The 19,592-nt window shown below is 40.8% G+C and carries 20 protein-coding genes and 4 tRNA genes; 6 read left to right on the forward strand and 18 right to left on the reverse strand.

Annotated features, from left to right (window positions below; translation table 11 throughout):
- Positions 1–213 precede the first annotated feature (213 nt).
- The 7 genes from AB6T38_RS14050 to AB6T38_RS14080 form a co-directional block, all read right to left on the reverse strand.
- Positions 214–300, reverse strand: a tRNA-Leu gene (locus AB6T38_RS14050).
- Between the two features lie 66 nt (positions 301–366).
- Positions 367–440: transfer RNA gene (locus tag AB6T38_RS14055), tRNA-Cys, on the reverse strand.
- Between the two features lie 4 nt (positions 441–444).
- Positions 445–520: transfer RNA gene (locus AB6T38_RS14060), tRNA-Gly, on the reverse strand.
- Positions 521–683: 163 nt separating this feature from the next.
- Positions 684–1,265, reverse strand: coding sequence for a CDP-diacylglycerol--glycerol-3-phosphate 3-phosphatidyltransferase (gene pgsA / locus AB6T38_RS14065; protein ID WP_372547910.1), 582 nt, complete (start codon positions 1,263–1,265; stop codon positions 684–686).
- A 78-nt stretch (positions 1,266–1,343) separates the two neighbouring features.
- Positions 1,344–3,173, reverse strand: a complete 1,830-nt coding sequence (gene uvrC / locus AB6T38_RS14070; protein ID WP_372547911.1) for an excinuclease ABC subunit UvrC — start codon at positions 3,171–3,173, stop codon at positions 1,344–1,346.
- Positions 3,174–3,182: 9 nt separating this feature from the next.
- Entirely contained in the window at positions 3,183–3,827 is a 645-nt protein-coding gene (uvrY, locus tag AB6T38_RS14075; RefSeq protein ID WP_348490592.1) for a UvrY/SirA/GacA family response regulator transcription factor, read from the reverse strand.
- Between the two features lie 719 nt (positions 3,828–4,546).
- Positions 4,547–4,638: transfer RNA gene (locus tag AB6T38_RS14080), tRNA-Ser, on the reverse strand.
- A 307-nt stretch (positions 4,639–4,945) separates the two neighbouring features.
- Here AB6T38_RS14080 and AB6T38_RS14085 point away from each other — a divergent pair.
- The 5 genes from AB6T38_RS14085 to AB6T38_RS14105 all read left to right on the forward strand — a co-directional run bounded on the left by AB6T38_RS14085 (position 4,946) and on the right by AB6T38_RS14105 (position 7,092).
- Complete coding sequence (locus AB6T38_RS14085) at positions 4,946–5,623, forward strand: Bax inhibitor-1/YccA family protein (RefSeq protein WP_348490590.1); 678 nt, start codon at positions 4,946–4,948, stop codon at positions 5,621–5,623.
- Between the two features lie 89 nt (positions 5,624–5,712).
- Positions 5,713–6,105 (forward strand): sulfurtransferase complex subunit TusD, encoded by a 393-nt coding sequence (gene tusD / locus AB6T38_RS14090; RefSeq protein ID WP_372547912.1) that lies wholly within the window; start codon positions 5,713–5,715, stop codon positions 6,103–6,105.
- Positions 6,102–6,461, forward strand: a complete 360-nt coding sequence (tusC, locus tag AB6T38_RS14095) for a sulfurtransferase complex subunit TusC (protein ID WP_372547913.1) — start codon at positions 6,102–6,104, stop codon at positions 6,459–6,461. The genes tusD and tusC overlap by 4 nt, the downstream gene beginning before the upstream one ends.
- Positions 6,458–6,745: a sulfurtransferase complex subunit TusB gene (gene tusB, locus AB6T38_RS14100; protein ID WP_372547914.1), complete on the forward strand. Its 288-nt coding sequence runs from the start codon at positions 6,458–6,460 to the stop codon at positions 6,743–6,745. The genes tusC and tusB overlap by 4 nt, the downstream gene beginning before the upstream one ends.
- Positions 6,746–6,753: 8 nt before the next feature.
- Entirely contained in the window at positions 6,754–7,092 is a 339-nt protein-coding gene (locus tag AB6T38_RS14105) for a TusE/DsrC/DsvC family sulfur relay protein (protein WP_372547915.1), read from the forward strand.
- A gap of 116 nt (positions 7,093–7,208) precedes the next feature.
- Here the strand turns inward: AB6T38_RS14105 and serS are convergent, their stop codons facing one another.
- From serS to lrp, 6 genes are all read right to left on the reverse strand, one after another.
- The gene (gene serS, locus AB6T38_RS14110; RefSeq protein WP_372547916.1) at positions 7,209–8,504 is read right to left on the reverse strand and encodes a serine--tRNA ligase; all 1,296 of its coding nucleotides are present in this window, start codon (positions 8,502–8,504) and stop codon (positions 7,209–7,211) included.
- Between the two features lie 10 nt (positions 8,505–8,514).
- Positions 8,515–8,898, reverse strand: coding sequence for a fluoride efflux transporter CrcB (crcB, locus tag AB6T38_RS14115; RefSeq protein WP_348490577.1), 384 nt, complete (start codon positions 8,896–8,898; stop codon positions 8,515–8,517).
- A gap of 12 nt (positions 8,899–8,910) precedes the next feature.
- On the reverse strand, positions 8,911–10,218 hold the full coding sequence (locus AB6T38_RS14120; protein ID WP_372547917.1) for a replication-associated recombination protein A: 1,308 nt from the start codon (positions 10,216–10,218) through the stop codon (positions 8,911–8,913).
- A gap of 2 nt (positions 10,219–10,220) precedes the next feature.
- Positions 10,221–10,868 carry an outer membrane lipoprotein chaperone LolA gene (gene lolA, locus AB6T38_RS14125; RefSeq protein WP_372547918.1) on the reverse strand — a complete coding sequence of 216 codons (648 nt, stop codon included), beginning with the start codon at positions 10,866–10,868 and terminating at the stop codon, positions 10,221–10,223.
- Positions 10,869–10,873: 5 nt separating this feature from the next.
- Positions 10,874–13,327, reverse strand: coding sequence for a DNA translocase FtsK 4TM domain-containing protein (locus AB6T38_RS14130; RefSeq protein WP_372547919.1), 2,454 nt, complete (start codon positions 13,325–13,327; stop codon positions 10,874–10,876).
- 95 nt (positions 13,328–13,422) lie between these two features.
- Positions 13,423–13,908, reverse strand: coding sequence for a leucine-responsive transcriptional regulator Lrp (gene lrp, locus AB6T38_RS14135; RefSeq protein ID WP_372547920.1), 486 nt, complete (start codon positions 13,906–13,908; stop codon positions 13,423–13,425).
- A gap of 128 nt (positions 13,909–14,036) precedes the next feature.
- Between lrp and ald the strand changes: the two genes are divergently transcribed.
- On the forward strand, positions 14,037–15,167 hold the full coding sequence (gene ald / locus AB6T38_RS14140) for an alanine dehydrogenase (protein WP_372547921.1): 1,131 nt from the start codon (positions 14,037–14,039) through the stop codon (positions 15,165–15,167).
- 70 nt (positions 15,168–15,237) lie between these two features.
- Here ald and pyrF read toward each other — a convergent pair whose 3' ends face one another.
- The 5 genes from pyrF to rpsA form a co-directional block, all read right to left on the reverse strand.
- Positions 15,238–15,933: an orotidine-5'-phosphate decarboxylase gene (pyrF, locus tag AB6T38_RS14145; RefSeq protein WP_372547922.1), complete on the reverse strand. Its 696-nt coding sequence runs from the start codon at positions 15,931–15,933 to the stop codon at positions 15,238–15,240.
- Between the two features lie 7 nt (positions 15,934–15,940).
- The gene (gene lapB, locus AB6T38_RS14150) at positions 15,941–17,110 is read right to left on the reverse strand and encodes a lipopolysaccharide assembly protein LapB (RefSeq protein ID WP_372547923.1); all 1,170 of its coding nucleotides are present in this window, start codon (positions 17,108–17,110) and stop codon (positions 15,941–15,943) included.
- A gap of 5 nt (positions 17,111–17,115) precedes the next feature.
- Positions 17,116–17,337, reverse strand: a complete 222-nt coding sequence (locus AB6T38_RS14155) for a lipopolysaccharide assembly protein LapA domain-containing protein (RefSeq protein WP_372548019.1) — start codon at positions 17,335–17,337, stop codon at positions 17,116–17,118.
- A 173-nt stretch (positions 17,338–17,510) separates the two neighbouring features.
- Complete coding sequence (gene ihfB / locus AB6T38_RS14160; RefSeq protein WP_348490565.1) at positions 17,511–17,801, reverse strand: integration host factor subunit beta; 291 nt, start codon at positions 17,799–17,801, stop codon at positions 17,511–17,513.
- A gap of 81 nt (positions 17,802–17,882) precedes the next feature.
- Positions 17,883–19,559 (reverse strand): 30S ribosomal protein S1, encoded by a 1,677-nt coding sequence (rpsA, locus tag AB6T38_RS14165; protein ID WP_303472214.1) that lies wholly within the window; start codon positions 19,557–19,559, stop codon positions 17,883–17,885.
- Positions 19,560–19,592: the final 33 nt, after the last annotated feature.

Consider the following 19,592-nt stretch of genomic DNA (forward strand, 5'->3'; position numbering starts at 1 on the left):
AATCAACCACAATCTTGAACTAACAACCGCGGGGCTAAAGCCACCACCTACAATACAAATTTGCTTGTAGCATGGCCTTCAGGCCATGAAATCGATATCCATGTTCCGTAGCATGGTCTAGAGGCCATAATAAAGGGCAAATTGAAATAATAATATGGATTAAAAATCTCTGAGATAGAGAATAGATGTAGTACAGGATTCTTTTAGAAAGAATGGTGCCCGGGGCCGGACTTGAACCGGCACGTCCTTACGAACGAGGGATTTTAAATCCCTTGTGTCTACCAATTTCACCACCCGGGCATCGGATGAACTCACATAACCTGTGAGAGGGTCTTGCATTACCTCATAAGATATGAGGAGGCTTTATGGAGGCGGAACCCGGAGTCGAACCGAGATCCACGGATTTGCAATCCGCTGCATAGCCATTCTGCCATTCCGCCAATTTGGAGCGGGAAACGAGACTCGAACTCGCGACCCCGACCTTGGCAAGGTCGTGCTCTACCAACTGAGCTATTCCCGCATTTAACTGCTTTCAATATCTTTTCAGTTAATTACATTTGGCTCTCGCTAAATGATGGCGTGCATTTTACATTCACAGAGATAACTGTCAACAACAAAAATGATGATTTTGTACTGTTTGCACGAAAAATGACTTAAACGCCTCAATTTCGAGCAAACCGCGTTTATTTTGTACTGTCTTGTTCCTTAGAGGTTAAACTTTTCCATGCTGCCACTGTATAAGAAATCATCGACCAAGTAGATAATATGGTAGAAATATACAATAAGACATATCCCAACTTCACCCAATAGATGGGGAAACCCATGAAATAATCCATTTCCGACAGCAAACCGATTAAAGCAAGCATTTGTGCCATTGTCTTTGCTTTACCAATAAATGATACAGCAACAACATCGCGCTTGCCCTGTTGCCCCATCCATTCTCGCAAAGCAGAAATATAAACTTCCCGTGACATAAGCAAAATTGCAGGAACAGTAATCCATACAGTATTGTAACTATGGGTAATCATTATTAAAGCAGCGGCTACAATTAATTTATCAGCCACAGGATCGAGAAATGCACCAAATGCAGAGGACTGTTTTAATTTGCGCGCTAAATAACCATCAAACCAATCGGTTAAGGCCGCAAACCAAAAAATAAATGCGCCTGCCTGTCTCGCCCACTCCCAATCAAGAAAGTACACCACCACAAAAACAGGAATGAGTACCACTCTTAACATGGTAATGATATTTGGAATTGTCCACATACTTCTTTCTAACCTTTACTTGTTTTTGCAATCTTTGAAAATTGATTGTCTTTGAATTTTGGTCGTTTTTGAAATTGCTTAAGAATGCAGATGCTCATAAATAATATCTGCAAGCTCTTCACTAATTCCAGGAACTCGGGATATTTCGTCTCGGCTAGCTTTTAAGACACCGTGGATCCCCCCCATATACTTTAATAAACTCTGGCGCCGCTTAGCGCCGACTCCAGGTACTGACTCTAATACTGAAGTACGCTTGGCTTTTTGACGCTGCTGTCGGTGACCGGTAATAGCAAAACGGTGGGACTCATCTCGTATATGCTGAATCAAATGTAATGCTGGGGAATCGGCTGACAAAGGTATAGTATCATGATTCCCAGCAAGAATAAGCGTCTCTAGTCCAGGTTTTCGACTGGTTCCTTTAGCAACACCGATCAATAAAGGTTTTTTAGCCGCTTTCCAATTTTCAAAGTGCCCTTCCGCTTGAGCCAACTGTCCTTTGCCACCATCAATAAAAACAATATCTGGAATTTTAGATTCATCAGTGGGTTGTTTATAACGTCGACTTAAGGCTTGAGCCATAGCCGCATAGTCATCACCAGGTGTAATGCCCTCGATATTATAACGACGATAGTCTGTTTTAAAAGGCCCGTCACGATTGAACACCACACAAGATGCAACCGTTTGCTGACCAGATGTATGACTAATATCAAAACACTCCATACGCTGAATCGGTTGTTCAAATTCTAATACTTTCTCCAGCTCCAAATAACGTGCAAAAACCGATTTTTGCTGGTTTTGTTTCGCTTCTAAGGCATTCTCCGCATTGGTGATGGCCAGCTGTAAATACCGTTTCTTCTCGTCTCTGGCACCTTTATAAAACTTTACTTTGTAACCAGCTTCTGCACTTAACAGCTCGGTTATTGCCTCTTCATCTTCTAAGCCGATAGGCATAACGATTTGTTTTGGTATGGTTTTATTGCCCGCTAAATAAAACTGAAGAACAAAGGATTGGAGAATTTCCATTTCAGTGGTTTGACTAGGTACCTTGGGGAAAAAGCTTTTACTACCTAATAATTTATTATCTCGAATAAACAATCCTTGAATACTGGCGATACCATTTCGATAAACAAAACCGAGCACATCCATTTCTTGTTCATTACCACTTACCCATTGCTGTTCCTGTACTTTATTCAAAGCACTAATTTGGTCACGATAACGACCTGCAGACTCGAACCGTAATTCACTGCTAGCTTGTTCCATTTTGGCAACTAAACTTTCAATTACTTGTTGGTTTTTTCCTTTTAAGAACAAAGTAGCAAGTTTTATTTGCTCGTTATATTCCTCATCAGACACTAAACCTTCCACGCATGGTCCTGCGCAGCGTTTCAATTGATATTGCAAACACGGACGGCTTCTAGCCCGATAATAACTGTCTTCACACTGGCGAATAGGAAAAAGCTTTTGCATGGTTCTGAGGCTTTCTCGCACGGCCCAAGCACTAGGATAAGGCCCAAAATAACTTCCTTTTGCCTTTTTAGCGCCACGATGGAGAGTTAAACGAGGATGTTTATGTTCAGATAGAAAAATGAAAGGGTATGATTTGTCATCTCTTAACACCACGTTATAACGAGGTTTGTACTTTTTGATGAAGTTATTTTCTAGAATAAAGGCTTCTGTTTCACTGTGGACAACCGTCACATCCATATCAGCTATTTGCCTGACGAGAGACTGTGTTTTAATGCTATCTACGTTGGTTCGAAAATAACTTGATACACGTTTTTTTAAGTTTTTGGCTTTACCAACGTAAATAACCTCGTTTTTGTCATTATACATCCGGTAAACACCGGGTTTAGACGTGAGATTTTTTAAAAAGCCTTTGAAATCAAAAGGAATTGCTTTTTCTGTCATACCGATTGATTACAATTGATTAGTATCGATTAAATTATGACGCAGAGCTAAATGGGTTAATTCCACATCTGACCCAACTTTTAATTTTTCGAACATACGGTATCGGTAAGTGTTAACCGTCTTAGCGCTGATATTCAGTTTATTGGCAATATCTGGCACTCTACTTCCCTTGGTTAACATAATAGTTATCTCTAATTCTCGACGAGATAGCTGTTCAAACGGATTGACTTCATTAAGATTTAATTGTCCGATAGCAATTTGCTGCGCTATTTCAGGGGCAATATAATGTTGACCGGAAGATACCTTACGAATAGCGATGACCATTTCTTGGGGGTCTGTGCCTTTGGTGATGTAACCATAAGCCCCTAATTGCATCACCCGAGCAGGAATAGGATTTTCAGTGTGCACCGATACCACTATTACTTTTGAGTCTTGCGCATAATGAATGATTTGTTTAGTCGCTTCTAAACCACCAATGCCTGGCATATTCATATCCATTAGCACGATGTCTGGCGGAGAATTTCGACAAAACTTAATCGCTTCTTCACCATTATTAACTTCACCAACAACCTTGAAGTCATCTACATCTTCAAGAATACGTCGGATACCAGTTCTCACCAGTTCGTGATCATCGACTAAAAGCAGTTTTATCAAGGTTTACCTCAAAATCAATCAACATCATTAAATTCATTAGACTTCGTTACCAACACTTTGCTGATTAAATGCATATTAAAGCAATCAGACTGTAACGAAACTCTGACTAAATCCTAAAATCCTTTTTGAGGAAACATGTATGAAACAATTATAGCGGGATTAAAAATAACCTGTATAGAGTTAATTTGAAGTTTACCGATGAAAACTGCTAGGAAGGGGTAATAAATCAACACTAAATGACGATTATTCACGGCCCCCACCAACAATGCTGTAGCATGGCCTTTAGGCCATTGGCACAAACCTATCAACCACAACCTTGAATTCATTACCGCGGGGCTAAAGCCACCGCCTACAATGCTGTAGCATGGCCTTTAGGCCATAAACACAAACCTATCCACCAATCCCCTGAATTCAACACCACGGGGCTAAAGCCACCGCCGACAATGCTGTAGCATGGCCTTTAGGCCATTGGCACAAACCTATCCACCAATCCCCTGAATTCACCACCACGGGGCTAAAGCCACCGCCTACAATGCTGTAGCATGGCCTTTAGGCCATTGGCACAAACCTATCAACCAAACCTTTGAATTCATTACCGCGGGGCTAAAGCCACCGCCTACAATACAAATTGGCGTAGCATGGCCTTCAGGCCATGGACACAAACTATTCTTCGAGGCGTAAACGCAAAAAACCCGCAACATGTGCGGGTTTTTCAAATGTGGCGGATAGCGAGGGATTCGAACCCCCGGTACGTTTGACCGTACGTCTGATTTCAAGTCAGGTGCATTAAACCGAGCTCTGCCAGCTATCCGAATTGTCTACTTCAATATTAGTCTAAATCATGTCACTTTTTAAGTAAAATGTTTCAGCGCTTTCGAAGTGGGGCGAATATTAATGACCTTTTTGCTGCTTGTAAAGGGGATTAAGCAAATTTTTATTCAAGTGCTCTTTCTTTGTCCGATTTGTTCGCTATTTCAGCGATATATGACTTGTTACAAAGAGTTAATACGATAACACTTGAAAAAGTGAACCAAACACCATACAAATACACTAATTAAACAATACTCAAGCATTTTGCTTAGTCACTCACTTTTTATAAGCCTATTGGAGGTTATTTTATGGATCAAGATCGTTATGCTCATATAGACAGGGTTGGCTCACGCCCGTCAGTATTGGAGACCAATAAGGTTCTTCGCAATACTTACATGCTACTGGCAATGACATTGGCCTTTAGTGCAGTGTGTGCTGGCGCAGCAATGGCGATGGGCCTAAGCCAAGGTGCAGCAATGATGATGAGTCTAGCTGCGTTAGTTATGATATTTTTCTTAAATAAAGTAGCAAACAGCTCGAAAGGAATTTTGTTTGTTTTTGCTTTTACTGGATTATTAGGTGGCTCTTTAGGGCCAATGCTTAATTACTACTTGGCTTTCCCAGGTGGTGCAGCACTTGTTATGCAAGCTCTAGGTACCACTGCGTTGGTATTCTTTGGATTGTCAGCATATGTATTGACTACCAAAAAAGACTTTTCTTTTATGGGCGGTTTTTTAATGGTCGGCTTAATTGTTGCGATTGTAGCGAGTCTTGCTAACATCTTCTTAGCGATTCCGGTACTTAGTTTAGCCATTAGCGCAGCTATCGTATTCATTATGTCTGGTCTGATTTTGTTTGATACAAGTCGTATTGTGAATGGTGGCGAAACCAATTATATTCGCGCTACTGTTTCAATGTATTTAAACATCTATAACTTGTTCACCTCTATTTTACACCTACTTGGTGCATTTGGCGGCGACGATTAATATTTTTTGATATGCTAAAACACCTCAGCATTTGCTGGGGTGTTTTTTTATGTGGCATTCGATTGCCACCAGAACCACGGAATCATGATTTGGCTAGTTTCTGCATAATAGTGACCTCTTCCCCACTTGAATCTCAAGGTTGTTACAGCGCCTACCGTTTTACTCAAGCCGCATTAGAAGCTGGCCATAGCATAACAGGTGTATTCTTTTATCAGTCAGGGGTGGAGCTTGCTAATTCATTTCAAACCATGCTCTCTGATGAATTAGCTATGTATCCCAAATGGTGTGAATTAGCGCAAAAGCATGTATTTCCTTTACAGGTTTGTGTGACTGCAGCTAATCGACGGGGTATTCTAAGCGAGCAAGATGCCGTACAAAATGACACCCCTAACCTATTTAACCTTGATGCGCCTTTCGAGTCTGTGGGCATTGGAGAGCTGGTTAGCATGCTCAATGAGAGTGACAGGAGTATTCAATTTTGAAGTCACTGGCAATCATTAATCAATCTGGCCCCATAACAAACAATGCTGGCCAAGAGTCTGTGGATTTAGTCCTCGCATCCGCTAGTTTTGGCCAAGATGTCAGTGTGTTTTTTGTGGATGACGGTGTTTTTCAGTTGCTTAACACCCAAAAACCAGAAGAACTAGCACATAAGCATTTTGCCAAAAGCTTCGGTGCTTTCGAATTTTACGATGTTGAAAATATATTTGTGTGCAAAGAAAGTTTACAAAAACGGGGGCTTGAAAAAGCTCAATTAAATGTAAGTTGTCAGCTATTAACCCAAACAGAGTTAAATGCGCAACTTCAAAAATCTGATAATATAATTACACTATCATGATCTTACATAAATTTTCAGTCAGCCCTTTTTCACAATCGAACCTAATCAGTGCGTTATCTCGTATTGATCCTAACGACGGCATACTGTTGATGGAGGATGCGGTCTACGGATTAAATTCAGCGCTTATTTTCGAGCCCATTATACAACGAACTAAAAATGTCTATGCCTTGCAGCCAGACTGCGTTGCTAGGGGCATAACCTGTACAGAACAAGCAATTACTCTAATTGATTATGATGGCTTTGTCGCCTTATCACTTGAGTACGATAAAGTCATATCTTGGTAACAGAATAAATGGAACATTTCATCGAATTTAACAACAAGAAAATAGCCACAGATAAAATGGGATACCTGTTATCTGTAGAAGACTGGGAGCCTGAACTTGCGGAGGTTATTGCTGCCGGTGAAAATATAGAATTGGATGAAAACCGCTGGCAAGTGGTTAATTTCGTTCGAAACTTTTATTTAGAATTTAACACCAGCCCTGCCATTCGTGCCTTGGTGAAAGCCATGGCTACCGAATACGGCCCCGAAAAAGGCAATAGCCGCTACTTACAACGTTTGTTCCCTAAAGGTCCAGCGAAACAGGCAACTAAGATTGCAGGCTTGCCAAAACCGGCAAAATGTTTGTAATTCTTTTAATCCCTTAAAAGACCCCAAATAAAAAAGGATGCAACATAAATCATGCTGCATCCTTTGGGGTTAGTAATAAACCGAGCTAGTTATTGTCGGTTTAATAGCGATTGATTTTAGTTAGCTTTGATCACTTCTAAACCATTCATATAAGGAACTAACACTTTAGGAACGGCGACAGAACCATCTTGCTGCTGATAATTCTCAAGAATCGCCACTAAGGTGCGCCCTACTGCCAAACCTGAGCCATTTAAGGTGTGCAATAACTCTGGTTTATTGGTTTCAGGGTTACGATATCTGGCTTGCATTCTGCGTGCTTGGAAGTCCAACATATTCGAACAAGACGAGATTTCACGGTAGGTGTTTTGCGCCGGTAACCACACTTCCAAATCGTAGGTTTTACATGAACCAAAGCCCATATCGCCAGTACACAACAACATTTTGCGATAAGGTAACTCTAGCAATTGCAGTACTTTTTCAGCATGTCCAGTTAACTCTTCCAATGCATCAAAAGAATCTTCCCCTTTGACCAACTGAACCATTTCAACCTTATCGAACTGGTGATTACGAATTAGGCCTTTGGTATCTCTACCATAGGATCCGGCTTCACTACGAAAACACGGTGTGTGCGCGGTTAATTTAATTGGTAAATCGGCTGCACTGTATATCTCATCACGAGCGGTGTTCGTCAAAGGTACTTCTGCGGTTGGGATCAACGATAACCCCTGCCCCTCTTCAGTTGCTGGCATTGTGTGAAACGCGTCTTCTTTGAACTTTGGAAATTGCCCGGTTCCAAACATACTGGCTTCATTCACCAAGTAGGGAACATACATTTCAGTGTAACCATGCTCAGAGGTGTGCAAATCCAACATAAACTGCGTAATTGCACGGTTTAAACGGGCAATTTGACCGCGCATAACAACAAAGCGAGAACCCGACAATTTTACACCGGTTTCAAAGTCTAGGCCTTTTGCCAGTTTTTCTGCCACGTCTACGTGATCATTCACCTCGAAATCAAATTCTCTAGGTGTACCCCAGCGACTGACTTCTACATTTTGATCTTCATTAATACCAACAGGAACTGAATCGTCAGGAAGGTTTGGAATGCCTTGAGACCAAGCAGCAATTTCCTCTAATAAGTCAGCTAATTCAGATTTTGCGGCATCAAGTTCATCACCTAATTTACCCACCTCTGCTAATAGAGGCGCAATATCTTCACCAGATGCTTTCGCTTTACCAATGGACTTAGAACGAACATTACGTTCATTTTGCAATTCTTGGGTATGCATTTGCAACGATTTACGACGTTCTTCTAATGCATTAAATGCGTCAACATCAAGGGTAAAACCACGGCGTTTTAGTTTTTCCGCGGTTTCGTTTATATCATTACGTAAGTATTTTGGATCTAACATCTGTTAATTATTAACCTTTAACCAATTGCGTTCCTAACCATGCTGCGAATAAACAACAAGTTATATTTAAAACGATATTAAGGATTCCTTTCAACCAAAGCCCTTGTTGCAGAAGCAACAAAGTATCCACAGAGAACGTTGAGAAGGTAGTAAAAGCACCGAGTAAACCGATACCAATTGCAGTTCGCCATACAACTATTTCTATTTGCCCGTGTTCAATCAGAGCGTATACCAAGCCAAGAAAAAACGAACCAACTACATTGACCAGCAGTGTACCAAAAGGAAAGCCTTTACCAAACCATTGCAACATCATTTGTGAAAGAAAAAAGCGCATGCACGCACCAACTGCTCCACCTGCAGCGATGTAACCATAAATAGCGATACTGTGCGTCATTAATTACCCTTTTTACTGTTTACCATCTAAATCTTTAAGAAAGCGTAATTTAGCCTTAATTTTAGTCTCAAGTCCACGCTCAACTGGTTGATAATATTCAGTATCCTGCATTTGTTCAGGTAAATAGGTTTCACCCGCTGCATAACCATGGGGTTCATTATGGGCATATCGATAATCTTTACCATATCCCAAGTCAGCCATTATCTTAGTAGGCGCGTTTCGTAAATGTGCCGGAACAGGATAATCGGGTTTATCTTTCACATCCGCCATAGCGGCTTTAAATGCTGTGTACACTGCGTTACTTTTTGCCGCACAAGCACAATAAATAGTCGCCTGAGCGATAGCTCGCTCACCTTCAGCTGCTCCTACCCTGTGGTAAATATCCCAAGCATTTAAACATACTTCCATGGCTCTAGGGTCGGCATTACCAATGTCTTCAGTGGAGATAGCTAATAAACGTCTCGCTACTGCTAAAGCATCACCACCGGCCGTTAATATTCGGGCGTACCAATATAAGGCACCATCAGCGGAAGAACCGCGAACGGATTTATGAAACGCCGATAGCATGTCATAAAATAAATCGCCGCCCTTATCAAACTGTGAAACTTTCTCACCCACCGCTTGGGCAACGGTATTGAGCTTTACATGACTATTTTCGGCAAAATCGGCACTGAGTTCTAAATAATTGAGCAAGCGACGGGCATCACCGCCGGCCAATTCAATTAAACGTTTTTGCGCATCTTCGTCTAATTGAATGTTTTGCTTGCCTAAACCTCTTTCATAATCCGTTAACGCCTGTTTAATAACTTGTTGTAAGTCATTGTGATTCAATGCCTGCAACACATACACTCGGGCGCGAGATAACAAGGCGTTGTTTAGCTCAAAAGAGGGGTTTTCCGTGGTTGCGCCAATAAAGGTCACGGTACCGTCTTCGATAAAGGGTAAAAATGCATCTTGTTGGGCTTTATTGAAACGATGGACTTCATCTACAAACAAAATCGTTCGTTTACTTTTCACCGCGGCATGTTGTTTGGCGACTTCAATGGCACTGCGGATATCTTTAACCCCAGAGGTAACCGCTGAAATCCGCTCAATATGAGCATCACAGTGACTGGCAATGATCTCAGCTAGAGTTGTTTTACCTGTGCCAGGTGGCCCCCAGAGGATCATCGAATGGCAGTTGCCGTTTTCTAATGATTTTCGCAGAGGTTTATCCGGCCCAATAATATGTTGTTGACCTACATATTGATCAACGGTTTTGGGTCGCATTTTTGCCGCTAAGGGCTCAAATGAAGGCGTGTCGTTAAAATCCAATTCCATTTTTAACGTTGATCGTCCAAATCAAAACCATCGGGAATGGCAAAAACGAATTGCTCATCACTTATTTTAATATTTTGTTTTACATCTGAAAATGTAAGTTTACTTGTTTGTTGTTGACGATCGATAAAACTTAACTGGCTTAATTGATTATTTTCAAACTTTAGTTTTAATTCGCTTATTTGCGACTCTGGAGAAATCGCAATAATGCTATAGACCTCATCATCTGAATAGCTAATGGTAAACTCTGACCACTGTTCATTGCTCGGATTGGTCAATAGTACGATAGGATTGTTGGATACCGAATCGGCTTGATTAATGGCTGTAACTTGTTCCACAAACGGGTCTGAATACCAAAGTGTATTTCCATCCGCGACCATTAGATTTTCATCTGGCGCATTAACTTGCCAAATCATTAAATTGGGTTGTTTTAATGTCATTTGACCGGAGGATTCTTGGACTAACTCCCCTTGCCCATCCGTGACTTTTTGTTCGAAGGAAGCGCTAAACGTTTTTAAGGTTAATAATTTTTGTTTTAACTGTTCAGCAGCAAGATCTTGTTGTTGATTGGCATTTGCCAGACCCGCATTTAGTAATATCAGCATCCAGACGCTGATGAATACAGAGGTTGTTTTGATTAATTTACGTCTCATTTTGATTAATCCTTTGGTGGCGGTGGTGCTAAAACTTCACGAGTACCATTATGACCCGCTGCACTTACGACGCCACTTTGCTCCATTTGTTCAACTAATCGTGCTGCACGATTGTAACCAATTCTGAATTTACGCTGCACACTTGATACCGATGCCCGTCTCGATTCGGTAATAAACGCCACGGCTTCATCGTAAAATGCATCAAACTCTTGATCTGCGCCCTCTGGTTGCTCACCGGGCAATAAAACTTCTGCACTGCTTTCGCCATTGAGGATCTCATCAATGTAATTAGGTTCGCCGCGTTTTTTCCAATCCGCGACCACGGCGTGTACTTCATGATCATCCACAAAAGCACCATGTACTCGAGTTGGTACGCCGGTACCTGGGGGTAAATACAGCATGTCACCCATTCCCAACAAAGACTCAGCCCCCTGTTGGTCTAAAATGGTTCGAGAGTCAATTTTCGACGATACCTGAAACGCAATCCGAGTAGGGATATTTGCTTTTATCAAGCCGGTAATTACATCCACCGATGGACGTTGTGTGGCAAGTACTAAATGAATGCCTGCGGCTCGGGCTTTTTGTGCAATTCGCGCAATTAATTCCTCCACTTTTTTACCAACAATCATCATCATGTCAGCAAATTCGTCTACCACTACCACTATAGCGGGTAACTTTTCTAAATCAGGGGCAACGGTTTCCATGCTTTCTTCAAATCGCCACAGGGGATCTTTAATAGGATTGCCGTCGTCAATAGCCTGTTTCACTTTTGCATTATAGCCTTTGAGGTTTCGCACGCCTAACGCTGACATCAATCGATAACGGCGTTCCATTTCGCCAACACACCAACGTAGGGCATTAGCCGCTTCTTTCATGTCTGTTACGACTTCAGACAATAAGTGAGGAATACCTTCATAAACCGAAAGTTCAAGCATTTTCGGGTCAATCATGATCATACGTACATCTTCAGGGGAAGATTTGTATAACAAACTGAGGATCATCACATTGACCCCCACAGACTTACCAGAGCCAGTAGTACCCGCCACTAATAAGTGAGGCATTTTAGCTAGATCCACAATTACCGGTTTACCGGAAATGTCTGCACCTAACACCATAGTTAATGGAGATTCATTTCCTTGAAACGCTTGGCAAGCAATAACTTCACTCAAACGAACCATTTCTCTATTTTTGTTCGGCAGCTCAAGGCCAATAACAGATTTACCGGGGATCACTTCCACCACTCGCACCGACATTGCCGACATGGCCCGCGCCAAATCTTTAGACAACGCAGTAATTCGACTAACCTTTACACCAGGAGCAAGATCTAGTTCGAACCGAGTAATCACTGGACCAGGAAAGACACCAACCACTTTAGCTTCAATATTAAAATCTGCTAATTTTTCTTCCACCAAGCGAGAAACCATATCTAACTCTTCTTGAGTAATAGGGTTTTTCACTTTGTCGGCGCGCTCTAACAAATCGAAAGACGGCAATGGACCTAATGACTCATCCCCCTCCTCGATCGTGTCAGAATTTGTATTGCCATTTAAAGTTGACGTTGAGGTATTCTGAGTTGGTTTTGGCACTACCTTGGGGTCATCGATACTAGATTGCGGCCTATGGTTTGACTCAGTGTCATCTGACTTTTGTTTGTCCTTTTTACCGGATATTTTCTTTTTAAGCTCAGAGACAGACAAAATACTGGGCTTCGGCTCAGGTTCTGGCTGTTCAAATATTTCATCAGGAATCGTAATTGACGGTTCAACAGGTATAGCCCGCTCAGCGGCTTTAAAAGTGGTAATTTCTACATCATTGTCTTTTTCTTCTTTATTGGAAGGTCTAAATGACAATCTGGCAATTGGGCTTTGTTCAATAAGTTTAGGAGCTTGATACAAAAATAAGCCAGACTTTATACTCACTTCACCGAGCTTGTCGATTACGGTAACTAAGGAAATCCCAGTAACTAACGTCAAGCCAGTTAATAAAAAACACAATAGTAATAAGGTGGTCCCCACAAGGCTAAAGTAAGGGATTAACGAGCTGCTAATGACATCTCCAATCATACCGCCCGCTGAGAAGTGGAAGATATCATCGAAGTTAATACTCAAAATACCCGAGATACCCACTAAGAACAATATTGAGCCGATAATCCGCAGACCTATGGTTAGGTAATCAATTTGCTCAATACGTTTAACTTGCTGAAACAAAAACCAGCCAGTGAAGGCTATAATAAACGGTAAAATATAGGCGAATCGTCCAAAACTGAAAAAAAGCACATCAGCGAACCAAGCACCAATGGGTCCTACCCAATTGTGGATATTGCCTTGAAAACCAGCTTGAGACCAACTTGGGTCTGCACTATTAAAAGATGCTAGAGCAAGGAGAATAAAAAATGCGAAAGCACATGATAAAATCATGCCGACTTCCATTATTCGTTGTATTCCAGTCAGACGCGCCATAAAACTATAATTCAATTCAAGGTGTTATTTTTATACTCATACCTTACCAGTGACAGTGCCAAAATCCTAGCTAATGCACTATCAATCAAGGTGATTTACTTCAGATTGATTTTAATTTGAGCAGTATGCTTCACTTCTTCCATAACCACGTAAGTTCTTGATTCACTTACTCCCGGTAATCGCAATAAAGTATCTCCTAATAACTTCCGGTAACTGGACATGTCTGCTACCCGCGCTTTAAGTAGAAAATCAAAATTACCTGAAACCAAATGACACTCTTGAATATCGTCATGTTTTCGCACAGCCGCAGAAAAATCTTCAAAAATATCGACACTGGTTTTAGTTAGCGTTATTTCCACAAACACTAACATAGCTGCGCCTAATTTTTCAGGATCGACTTGCGCATAATACCCTGTGATATATCCTTGTTGTTCTAAACGCTTTACTCGCTCCAAACAAGGACTAGCGCTAAGGCCAATGGATTTTGCCAGATCGACATTTGAGATTTTGCCATTTTTCTGCAATGCAATCAGAATATTACGATCGATTCTATCGAGGTGTTTAGGTGTTTTTACCAACATTATAAAAATTCGTTAAAATACATTTTTACCATATAATACACTGCATATTTAATAATTACAGGATATAACTTCTTTTGATGTAGCATATACTGCGCACTTATTCTTACAATAAAAAATTGAGTTAAAAAATGCTAATTGGAGTTCCTAAAGAAATTAAAAATCATGAGTACCGTGTTGGTTTAACACCTGCTGCAACAAAAGAGTTTGTTACACATGGACACGAAGTACTAATCGAAAACAATGCTGGTGCTTCAATAGGGTTTGATAATGAACAGTATATTGCTGCTGGTGGTGTGATTGTTGATACTGCAGAAGAGATTTTTGCTCGAGCAGAAATGATTGTGAAGGTAAAAGAGCCTCAGCCAAACGAATGTAAAATGCTTCGTGAAGGACAAACGTTATATACCTATCTGCACCTTGCTCCTGATCCAGTGCAAACAGAGCTATTAGTTGCATCTGGCGCAACCTGTATTGCTTATGAAACAGTAACAGATAATAGAAACGGTTTGCCTTTATTAGCGCCGATGAGTGAAGTTGCAGGCAGAATGGCCGTGCAAGCTGGCGCTCATTACCTTGAAAAAGCTCAAGGCGGCAGCGGCACTCTACTTGGTGGTGTTCCAGGTGTTGCACCAGGTAAAGTTCTAGTTATTGGTGGCGGTGTTGTAGGAACGAATGCAGCTAAAATGGCTATTGGTTTAGGTGCTGATGTGACTATTTTAGATCGCTCATTGACACGTCTACGTGAACTAGATGATATTTTTGCGAACCAAATAAAAACGGTTTATTCCACCATAGATGCCATCGAATACTACTCATCTAAAGCAGATTTAGTGGTTGGAGCGGTATTAATTCCAGGTGCTGCAGCGCCAAAACTACTTACTCGTGAACACATTGCAAACATGAAAGAAGGCTCTGTAGTAGTAGATGTCGCAATTGATCAGGGCGGATGTTTCGCCACATCAAAAGCAACGACTCACCAAGATCCGGTTTACATTGTTGATGGTGTTGTACATTACTGTGTAGCGAATATGCCTGGCGGTGTCGCTAGAACATCAACAATGGCATTAAATAATGCCACATTGCCTTTCGGTTTAGCGTTGGCCAATAAAGGTGCTAAACAAGCTATGCTAGATGATGTTCACTTATTAAATGGTTTGAACGTGCATAAAGGCAAAGTGACATACAAAGCTGTTGTTGATGCTTTAGGTGAAGAACTTAATTTAGAATATATGGATGCTAGCGCTGCACTAGAAATGTAGTACCGCTGCATTTTAGACAATAAAAAAGCTGCTTTAAATGCAGCTTTTTTGTTACCTCAAATAAATCAATCTATGCTACTGACAGGTTAATATCTAACAGCGCTCGCAATGGATCAGTTGCTTGGGTAATAGGTCGACCAATCACCATATAATTTACCCCTGCTAAAATAGCCTCTGGCGGTGTCATTACCCTTTTCTGATCACCATTATCGGTACCTAAAGGGCGAATTCCAGGAGTAACAAGTAGAAAATCTCTATCTAGTGAATTTCGTAAAATCGGTGCTTCCTGTGCAGAACAAACCACACCATCTAAACCACAATCTTTGGTTAACTTAGCAAGCCTTAACACCTGTTGTTCTGGTGAGTCTTGTATACCAACGGCACTCAGTTGGGTTTGCTCCATACTTGTGAGTACGGTGACCGCAATAAGTTTCGGCTGTTGAGCCCCCAATGTGGCTAATTGATTTTTGGCATTTTCCATCATTTTAGGACCGCCAGATGCATGTACATTCAACATCCATACGCCTAAATCTGCAGCCGCCAAACAGGCTTTACCCACCGTATTAGGAATATCATGGAATTTAAGATCTAGAAATACATCAAATCCCCTTTTCACCAACTCCTTGACAAACTCTGGTCCAAAATAAGTAAACATTTCTTTGCCAACTTTTAGTTTGCATAAATCACTATCAAGTTGGCTTACTAAATTTAAAGCTTTGGCTCGATTATCAAAATCTAAAGCAACGATGACTCTTGTTTCACTCATAAATCGATTATTCTCCGTCTAGTCCTTTTATGGGTTTTACCACTCCCCATTTCTTGCATGATGGACACAACCAATGTATTTGACGTCCCGAAAATCCGCAACTCAAACAACGATATTTTGGTCGCATTTTTATTTGTTCTTCAACTAAGCCCTTAACCATTGTTAGGCTTTGACGGGTTTTTTCATCCACTTCATCTTCTATGAAAAAGCCCATTAAAGTTTTGAAGCCTTTCATAGTGGGTGCTTTTTTCAACTGATCGAACAATACGGTTTCTGCGGTTTCAGTATTTTCTTTTTTCGCTAATAGTTTTACCTTAGCTAAATACGAAGTCGCACATTGCTGCCAGTAAAGATCTAACACCTCTTCTAACTGGTCATCATTGCCCAATTTCGCTGCACACTCTTCTAATTTAGGCACAGCTTCACTAAACCAAGTGATATCACGAACAGGTATTTCTTTCAAATAATCGAAAGCTTTTTGATATTCAGCTTGTTGAATGGCAAGGTCGCCTAAAATCAACCAAGGGCGAACACCATGTTCATAAGCTGATACTGCTTTTTGCAAGGATTTTTCAGCTTCATCATACTGCTCTGCTTTAATTAGTTTTAAAGCTTGTTCACAATAAAAATGTGAAATACGTACGCATAATTCATCACTATCACCATGACAATCCATCATTCGCTCACCCAGCTCAATAGCTCGGTCCCACTCTTTGGTGGTTTGATAGATACTAAATAATTGCTGCTGAGCGTCTAAAAAATGTTTATCACTATCTAATAATTCTAAAAAGGCATTTTCTGCACGCTCTAAAAAGCCGGCCATCATGTAATCTTTGCCCAGTTCTCGAAGCGCTTGTCTGTTTTGAGATTCGGAAAGCTCTTGTTTACTTACCAAATTTTGATGGACACGGATGGCGCGATCTAATTCACCGCGATGTCTGAAAAAATTCCCCATAGCAATATGTGTTTCAACGGTATCACTATCAAGACTCATCATCTTCATTAAGGTATCAACGGCTTTATCAGGTTGATCGGATAATAAAAAGTTTAAGCCTTTAAAATAATGGCGGGAAAGAATGCTGGACTGTTTTCGTTGTGCTTGTCGAACGCTATTGCGCCCCATAACATAACCATAACCAGCAGCAACTGGTAGAAGTAAAAAAAGTAATTCAAGCATCCAGATTAACTACTTACTATGTCGGTGGTATGGTTACGTTTCTGTAATCTGTTTATACGCCATTTCAACCTAAGCCAAATTAGTGTAAAAACCAACGAACTGAAAATAACGCCAGCAGCGAAAAAAGCCATTAGTAAAATTGAAAGGCGCATTTCCATCGAGCTCATTAAATAATCAAACATGACTGCTTGATCATTTTTTGCACCTAATAGTGATGCTACCAACATGATAATAATGAAAATGATAACGATCAGGAATATTTTCAATCTCAAACCTCAAATTGTTAGGGGGAACACTAATTAAAACGAGCAGAGGTTATAGTACAAAACTATCGACCTATTTGTCACCCAAACAAAAACGGCACTCTAAAAAGAGTGCCGTTTTTTACAAATAAATAAGCTTAATGTGCCAAGCCTTCATTTACACGTTCACGCAATTCTTTACCAGGTTTAAAATGAGGTACATATTTTCCCTCAAGTTCAACTGTTTCACCTGTTTTAGGATTACGACCTACTCTAGGAGCACGAAAATGCAATGAGAAACTACCAAAGCCACGTATTTCTATACGTTCACCCTTTTGCAGAGTTTGCGCCATTTGCTCTAGCATTTCTTTAATTGCAGACTCAACATCCTTAGCAGGAACGTGACGAGCTTTATCGGCAAGTCTTTCAATAAGTTCAGATTTAGTCATTGGAAATCTCCGTTACTCAAAAAATACTATACCGATGAGACTGACAAACAGGCACTTGAGTTCAAGTGCCTGATATTAGCTTTATTCTTCGCCTTTAGCAGCTTTGAATGCTTCTGCCATCGCGTTAGCAAATCCAGCATCATCTGGCTGTTGATTTACTTTTTCGATAGCTTCTTTTTCGTCTGCTTGGTCTTTCGCTTTAACTGACAAGTTAACAACGCGGTTTTTACGATCTACGCCCATAAATTTGGCTTCAAGATCATCACCAACGTTAACAACTTCAGAAGCATCTTCTAAACGTTCAACAGTCAAATCACCAACACGAACGTAACCATCAACTTCTTCTGCCAAGTTAACCGTAACACCTTTAGCGTCTACAGCGGTAACCTTACCAGTAACGATAGCACCTTTCTTATTATCTGTCAGATACTTATTGAACGGATCTTCTTCAATCTGTTTAACACCTAGTGAAATACGCTCGCGCTCTGGGTCAACTTGAAGTACCACAGCTGAGATTTCATCACCTTTCTTGTATTCGCGAACAGCGTCTTCGCCAGTCTTGTTCCAAGAAATGTCAGATAAGTGAACTAGACCATCGATGCCACCGTCAAGACCGATGAAGATACCGAAGTCAGTGATAGATTTGATCTTACCGCTAACTTTATCGTTCTTCTCGTGAGACTTAGCAAATTCTTCCCAAGGATTAGCTTTACATTGCTTAAGACCTAGAGAGATACGACGACGTTCTTCGTCAATTTCAAGAACCATAACTTCAACAACATCACCTAGGTTAACAACCTTAGATGGGTGGATGTTTTTGTTAGTCCAATCCATTTCAGAAACGTGAACCAATCCTTCAACACCGTCTTCGATTTCAACGAAACAACCGTAGTCAGTAAGGTTAGTAACCGCACCAGATAATTTAGAACCTTCAGGATAACGGTTAGCAATTTCTTGCCAAGGATCGCTGCCCATTTGCTTCATACCAAGGGAAACACGTGATTTCTCTTTGTCGAACTTCAATACTTTAACGTTAATTTCGTCACCAACGTTAACGATTTCACTTGGGTGCTTAACGCGTTTCCAAGCCATATCGGTAATGTGAAGTAGACCGTCTACACCGCCTAGGTCAACGAATGCACCGTAGTCAGTAAGGTTCTTAACGATACCTTTAACTTCATGGCCTTCTTCAAGGTTAGCAAGTATTTGATCACGTTCAGCACTGCTTTCAGCTTCGATAACAGCACGACGAGAGACAACAACGTTATTACGTTTAGCGTCTAACTTGATAACTTTAAATTCTAATTCTTTACCTTCAAGGTGAGTTGTGTCGCGAACTGGGCGAACATCAACCAATGAACCAGGCAAGAATGCACGCACTGTATTCACTTCAACAGTAAAGCCACCTTTGACTTTGCCATTAATTACACCAATGATGGTTTCTTTTTCTTCGTAAGCTTTTTCCAGTTCAACCCAAGCTTCATGACGCTTAGCTTTTTCTCTGGAAAGGATAGTCTCACCAAAACCATCTTCAACCGCGTCTAGTGCAACATCTACTTGGTCGCCAATAGCTACTTCAAGCACGCCTTCAGCGTTTTTGAACTGCTCAACGGGAATTGCGCTTTCAGATTTAAGACCTGCATCAACAAGAACTATGTCTTTATCAATTGATACGATAGTACCTTTAACGATGGCACCAGGACGTGTTTCAAGTTCTTTTAAACTTTCTTCAAATAGATCAGCAAAATTTTCAGTCATAGATTACTTTAATAGTTACTTTTAAGTGTATCC

Source organism: Aliiglaciecola sp. SL4 (assembly GCF_041538045.1).
In the GTDB taxonomy this organism is placed as follows: Bacteria; Pseudomonadota; Gammaproteobacteria; order Enterobacterales; family Alteromonadaceae; genus Aliiglaciecola.

What these genes read in the sequence shown, in the direction of transcription:
- pgsA (WP_372547910.1), bottom strand. Translation starts at nt 1,265, where the DNA reads ATGTGGACAATTCCAAATATCATTACCATGTTAAGAGTGGTACTCATT.
- uvrC (WP_372547911.1), bottom strand. Translation starts at nt 3,173, where the DNA reads ATGACAGAAAAAGCAATTCCTTTTGATTTCAAAGGCTTTTTAAAAAAT.
- AB6T38_RS14085 (WP_348490590.1), top strand. Translation starts at nt 4,946, where the DNA reads ATGGATCAAGATCGTTATGCTCATATAGACAGGGTTGGCTCACGCCCG.
- tusB (WP_372547914.1), top strand. Translation starts at nt 6,458, where the DNA reads ATGATCTTACATAAATTTTCAGTCAGCCCTTTTTCACAATCGAACCTA.
- AB6T38_RS14105 (WP_372547915.1), top strand. Translation starts at nt 6,754, where the DNA reads ATGGAACATTTCATCGAATTTAACAACAAGAAAATAGCCACAGATAAA.
- serS (WP_372547916.1), bottom strand. Translation starts at nt 8,504, where the DNA reads ATGTTAGATCCAAAATACTTACGTAATGATATAAACGAAACCGCGGAA.
- crcB (WP_348490577.1), bottom strand. Translation starts at nt 8,898, where the DNA reads ATGACGCACAGTATCGCTATTTATGGTTACATCGCTGCAGGTGGAGCA.
- AB6T38_RS14120 (WP_372547917.1), bottom strand. Translation starts at nt 10,218, where the DNA reads ATGGAATTGGATTTTAACGACACGCCTTCATTTGAGCCCTTAGCGGCA.
- lolA (WP_372547918.1), bottom strand. Translation starts at nt 10,868, where the DNA reads ATGAGACGTAAATTAATCAAAACAACCTCTGTATTCATCAGCGTCTGG.
- AB6T38_RS14130 (WP_372547919.1), bottom strand. Translation starts at nt 13,327, where the DNA reads ATGGCGCGTCTGACTGGAATACAACGAATAATGGAAGTCGGCATGATT.
- lrp (WP_372547920.1), bottom strand. Translation starts at nt 13,908, where the DNA reads ATGTTGGTAAAAACACCTAAACACCTCGATAGAATCGATCGTAATATT.
- ald (WP_372547921.1), top strand. Translation starts at nt 14,037, where the DNA reads ATGCTAATTGGAGTTCCTAAAGAAATTAAAAATCATGAGTACCGTGTT.
- pyrF (WP_372547922.1), bottom strand. Translation starts at nt 15,933, where the DNA reads ATGAGTGAAACAAGAGTCATCGTTGCTTTAGATTTTGATAATCGAGCC.
- lapB (WP_372547923.1), bottom strand. Translation starts at nt 17,110, where the DNA reads ATGCTTGAATTACTTTTTTTACTTCTACCAGTTGCTGCTGGTTATGGT.
- AB6T38_RS14155 (WP_372548019.1), bottom strand. Translation starts at nt 17,337, where the DNA reads ATGTTGGTAGCATCACTATTAGGTGCAAAAAATGATCAAGCAGTCATG.
- ihfB (WP_348490565.1), bottom strand. Translation starts at nt 17,801, where the DNA reads ATGACTAAATCTGAACTTATTGAAAGACTTGCCGATAAAGCTCGTCAC.
- rpsA (WP_303472214.1), bottom strand. Translation starts at nt 19,559, where the DNA reads ATGACTGAAAATTTTGCTGATCTATTTGAAGAAAGTTTAAAAGAACTT.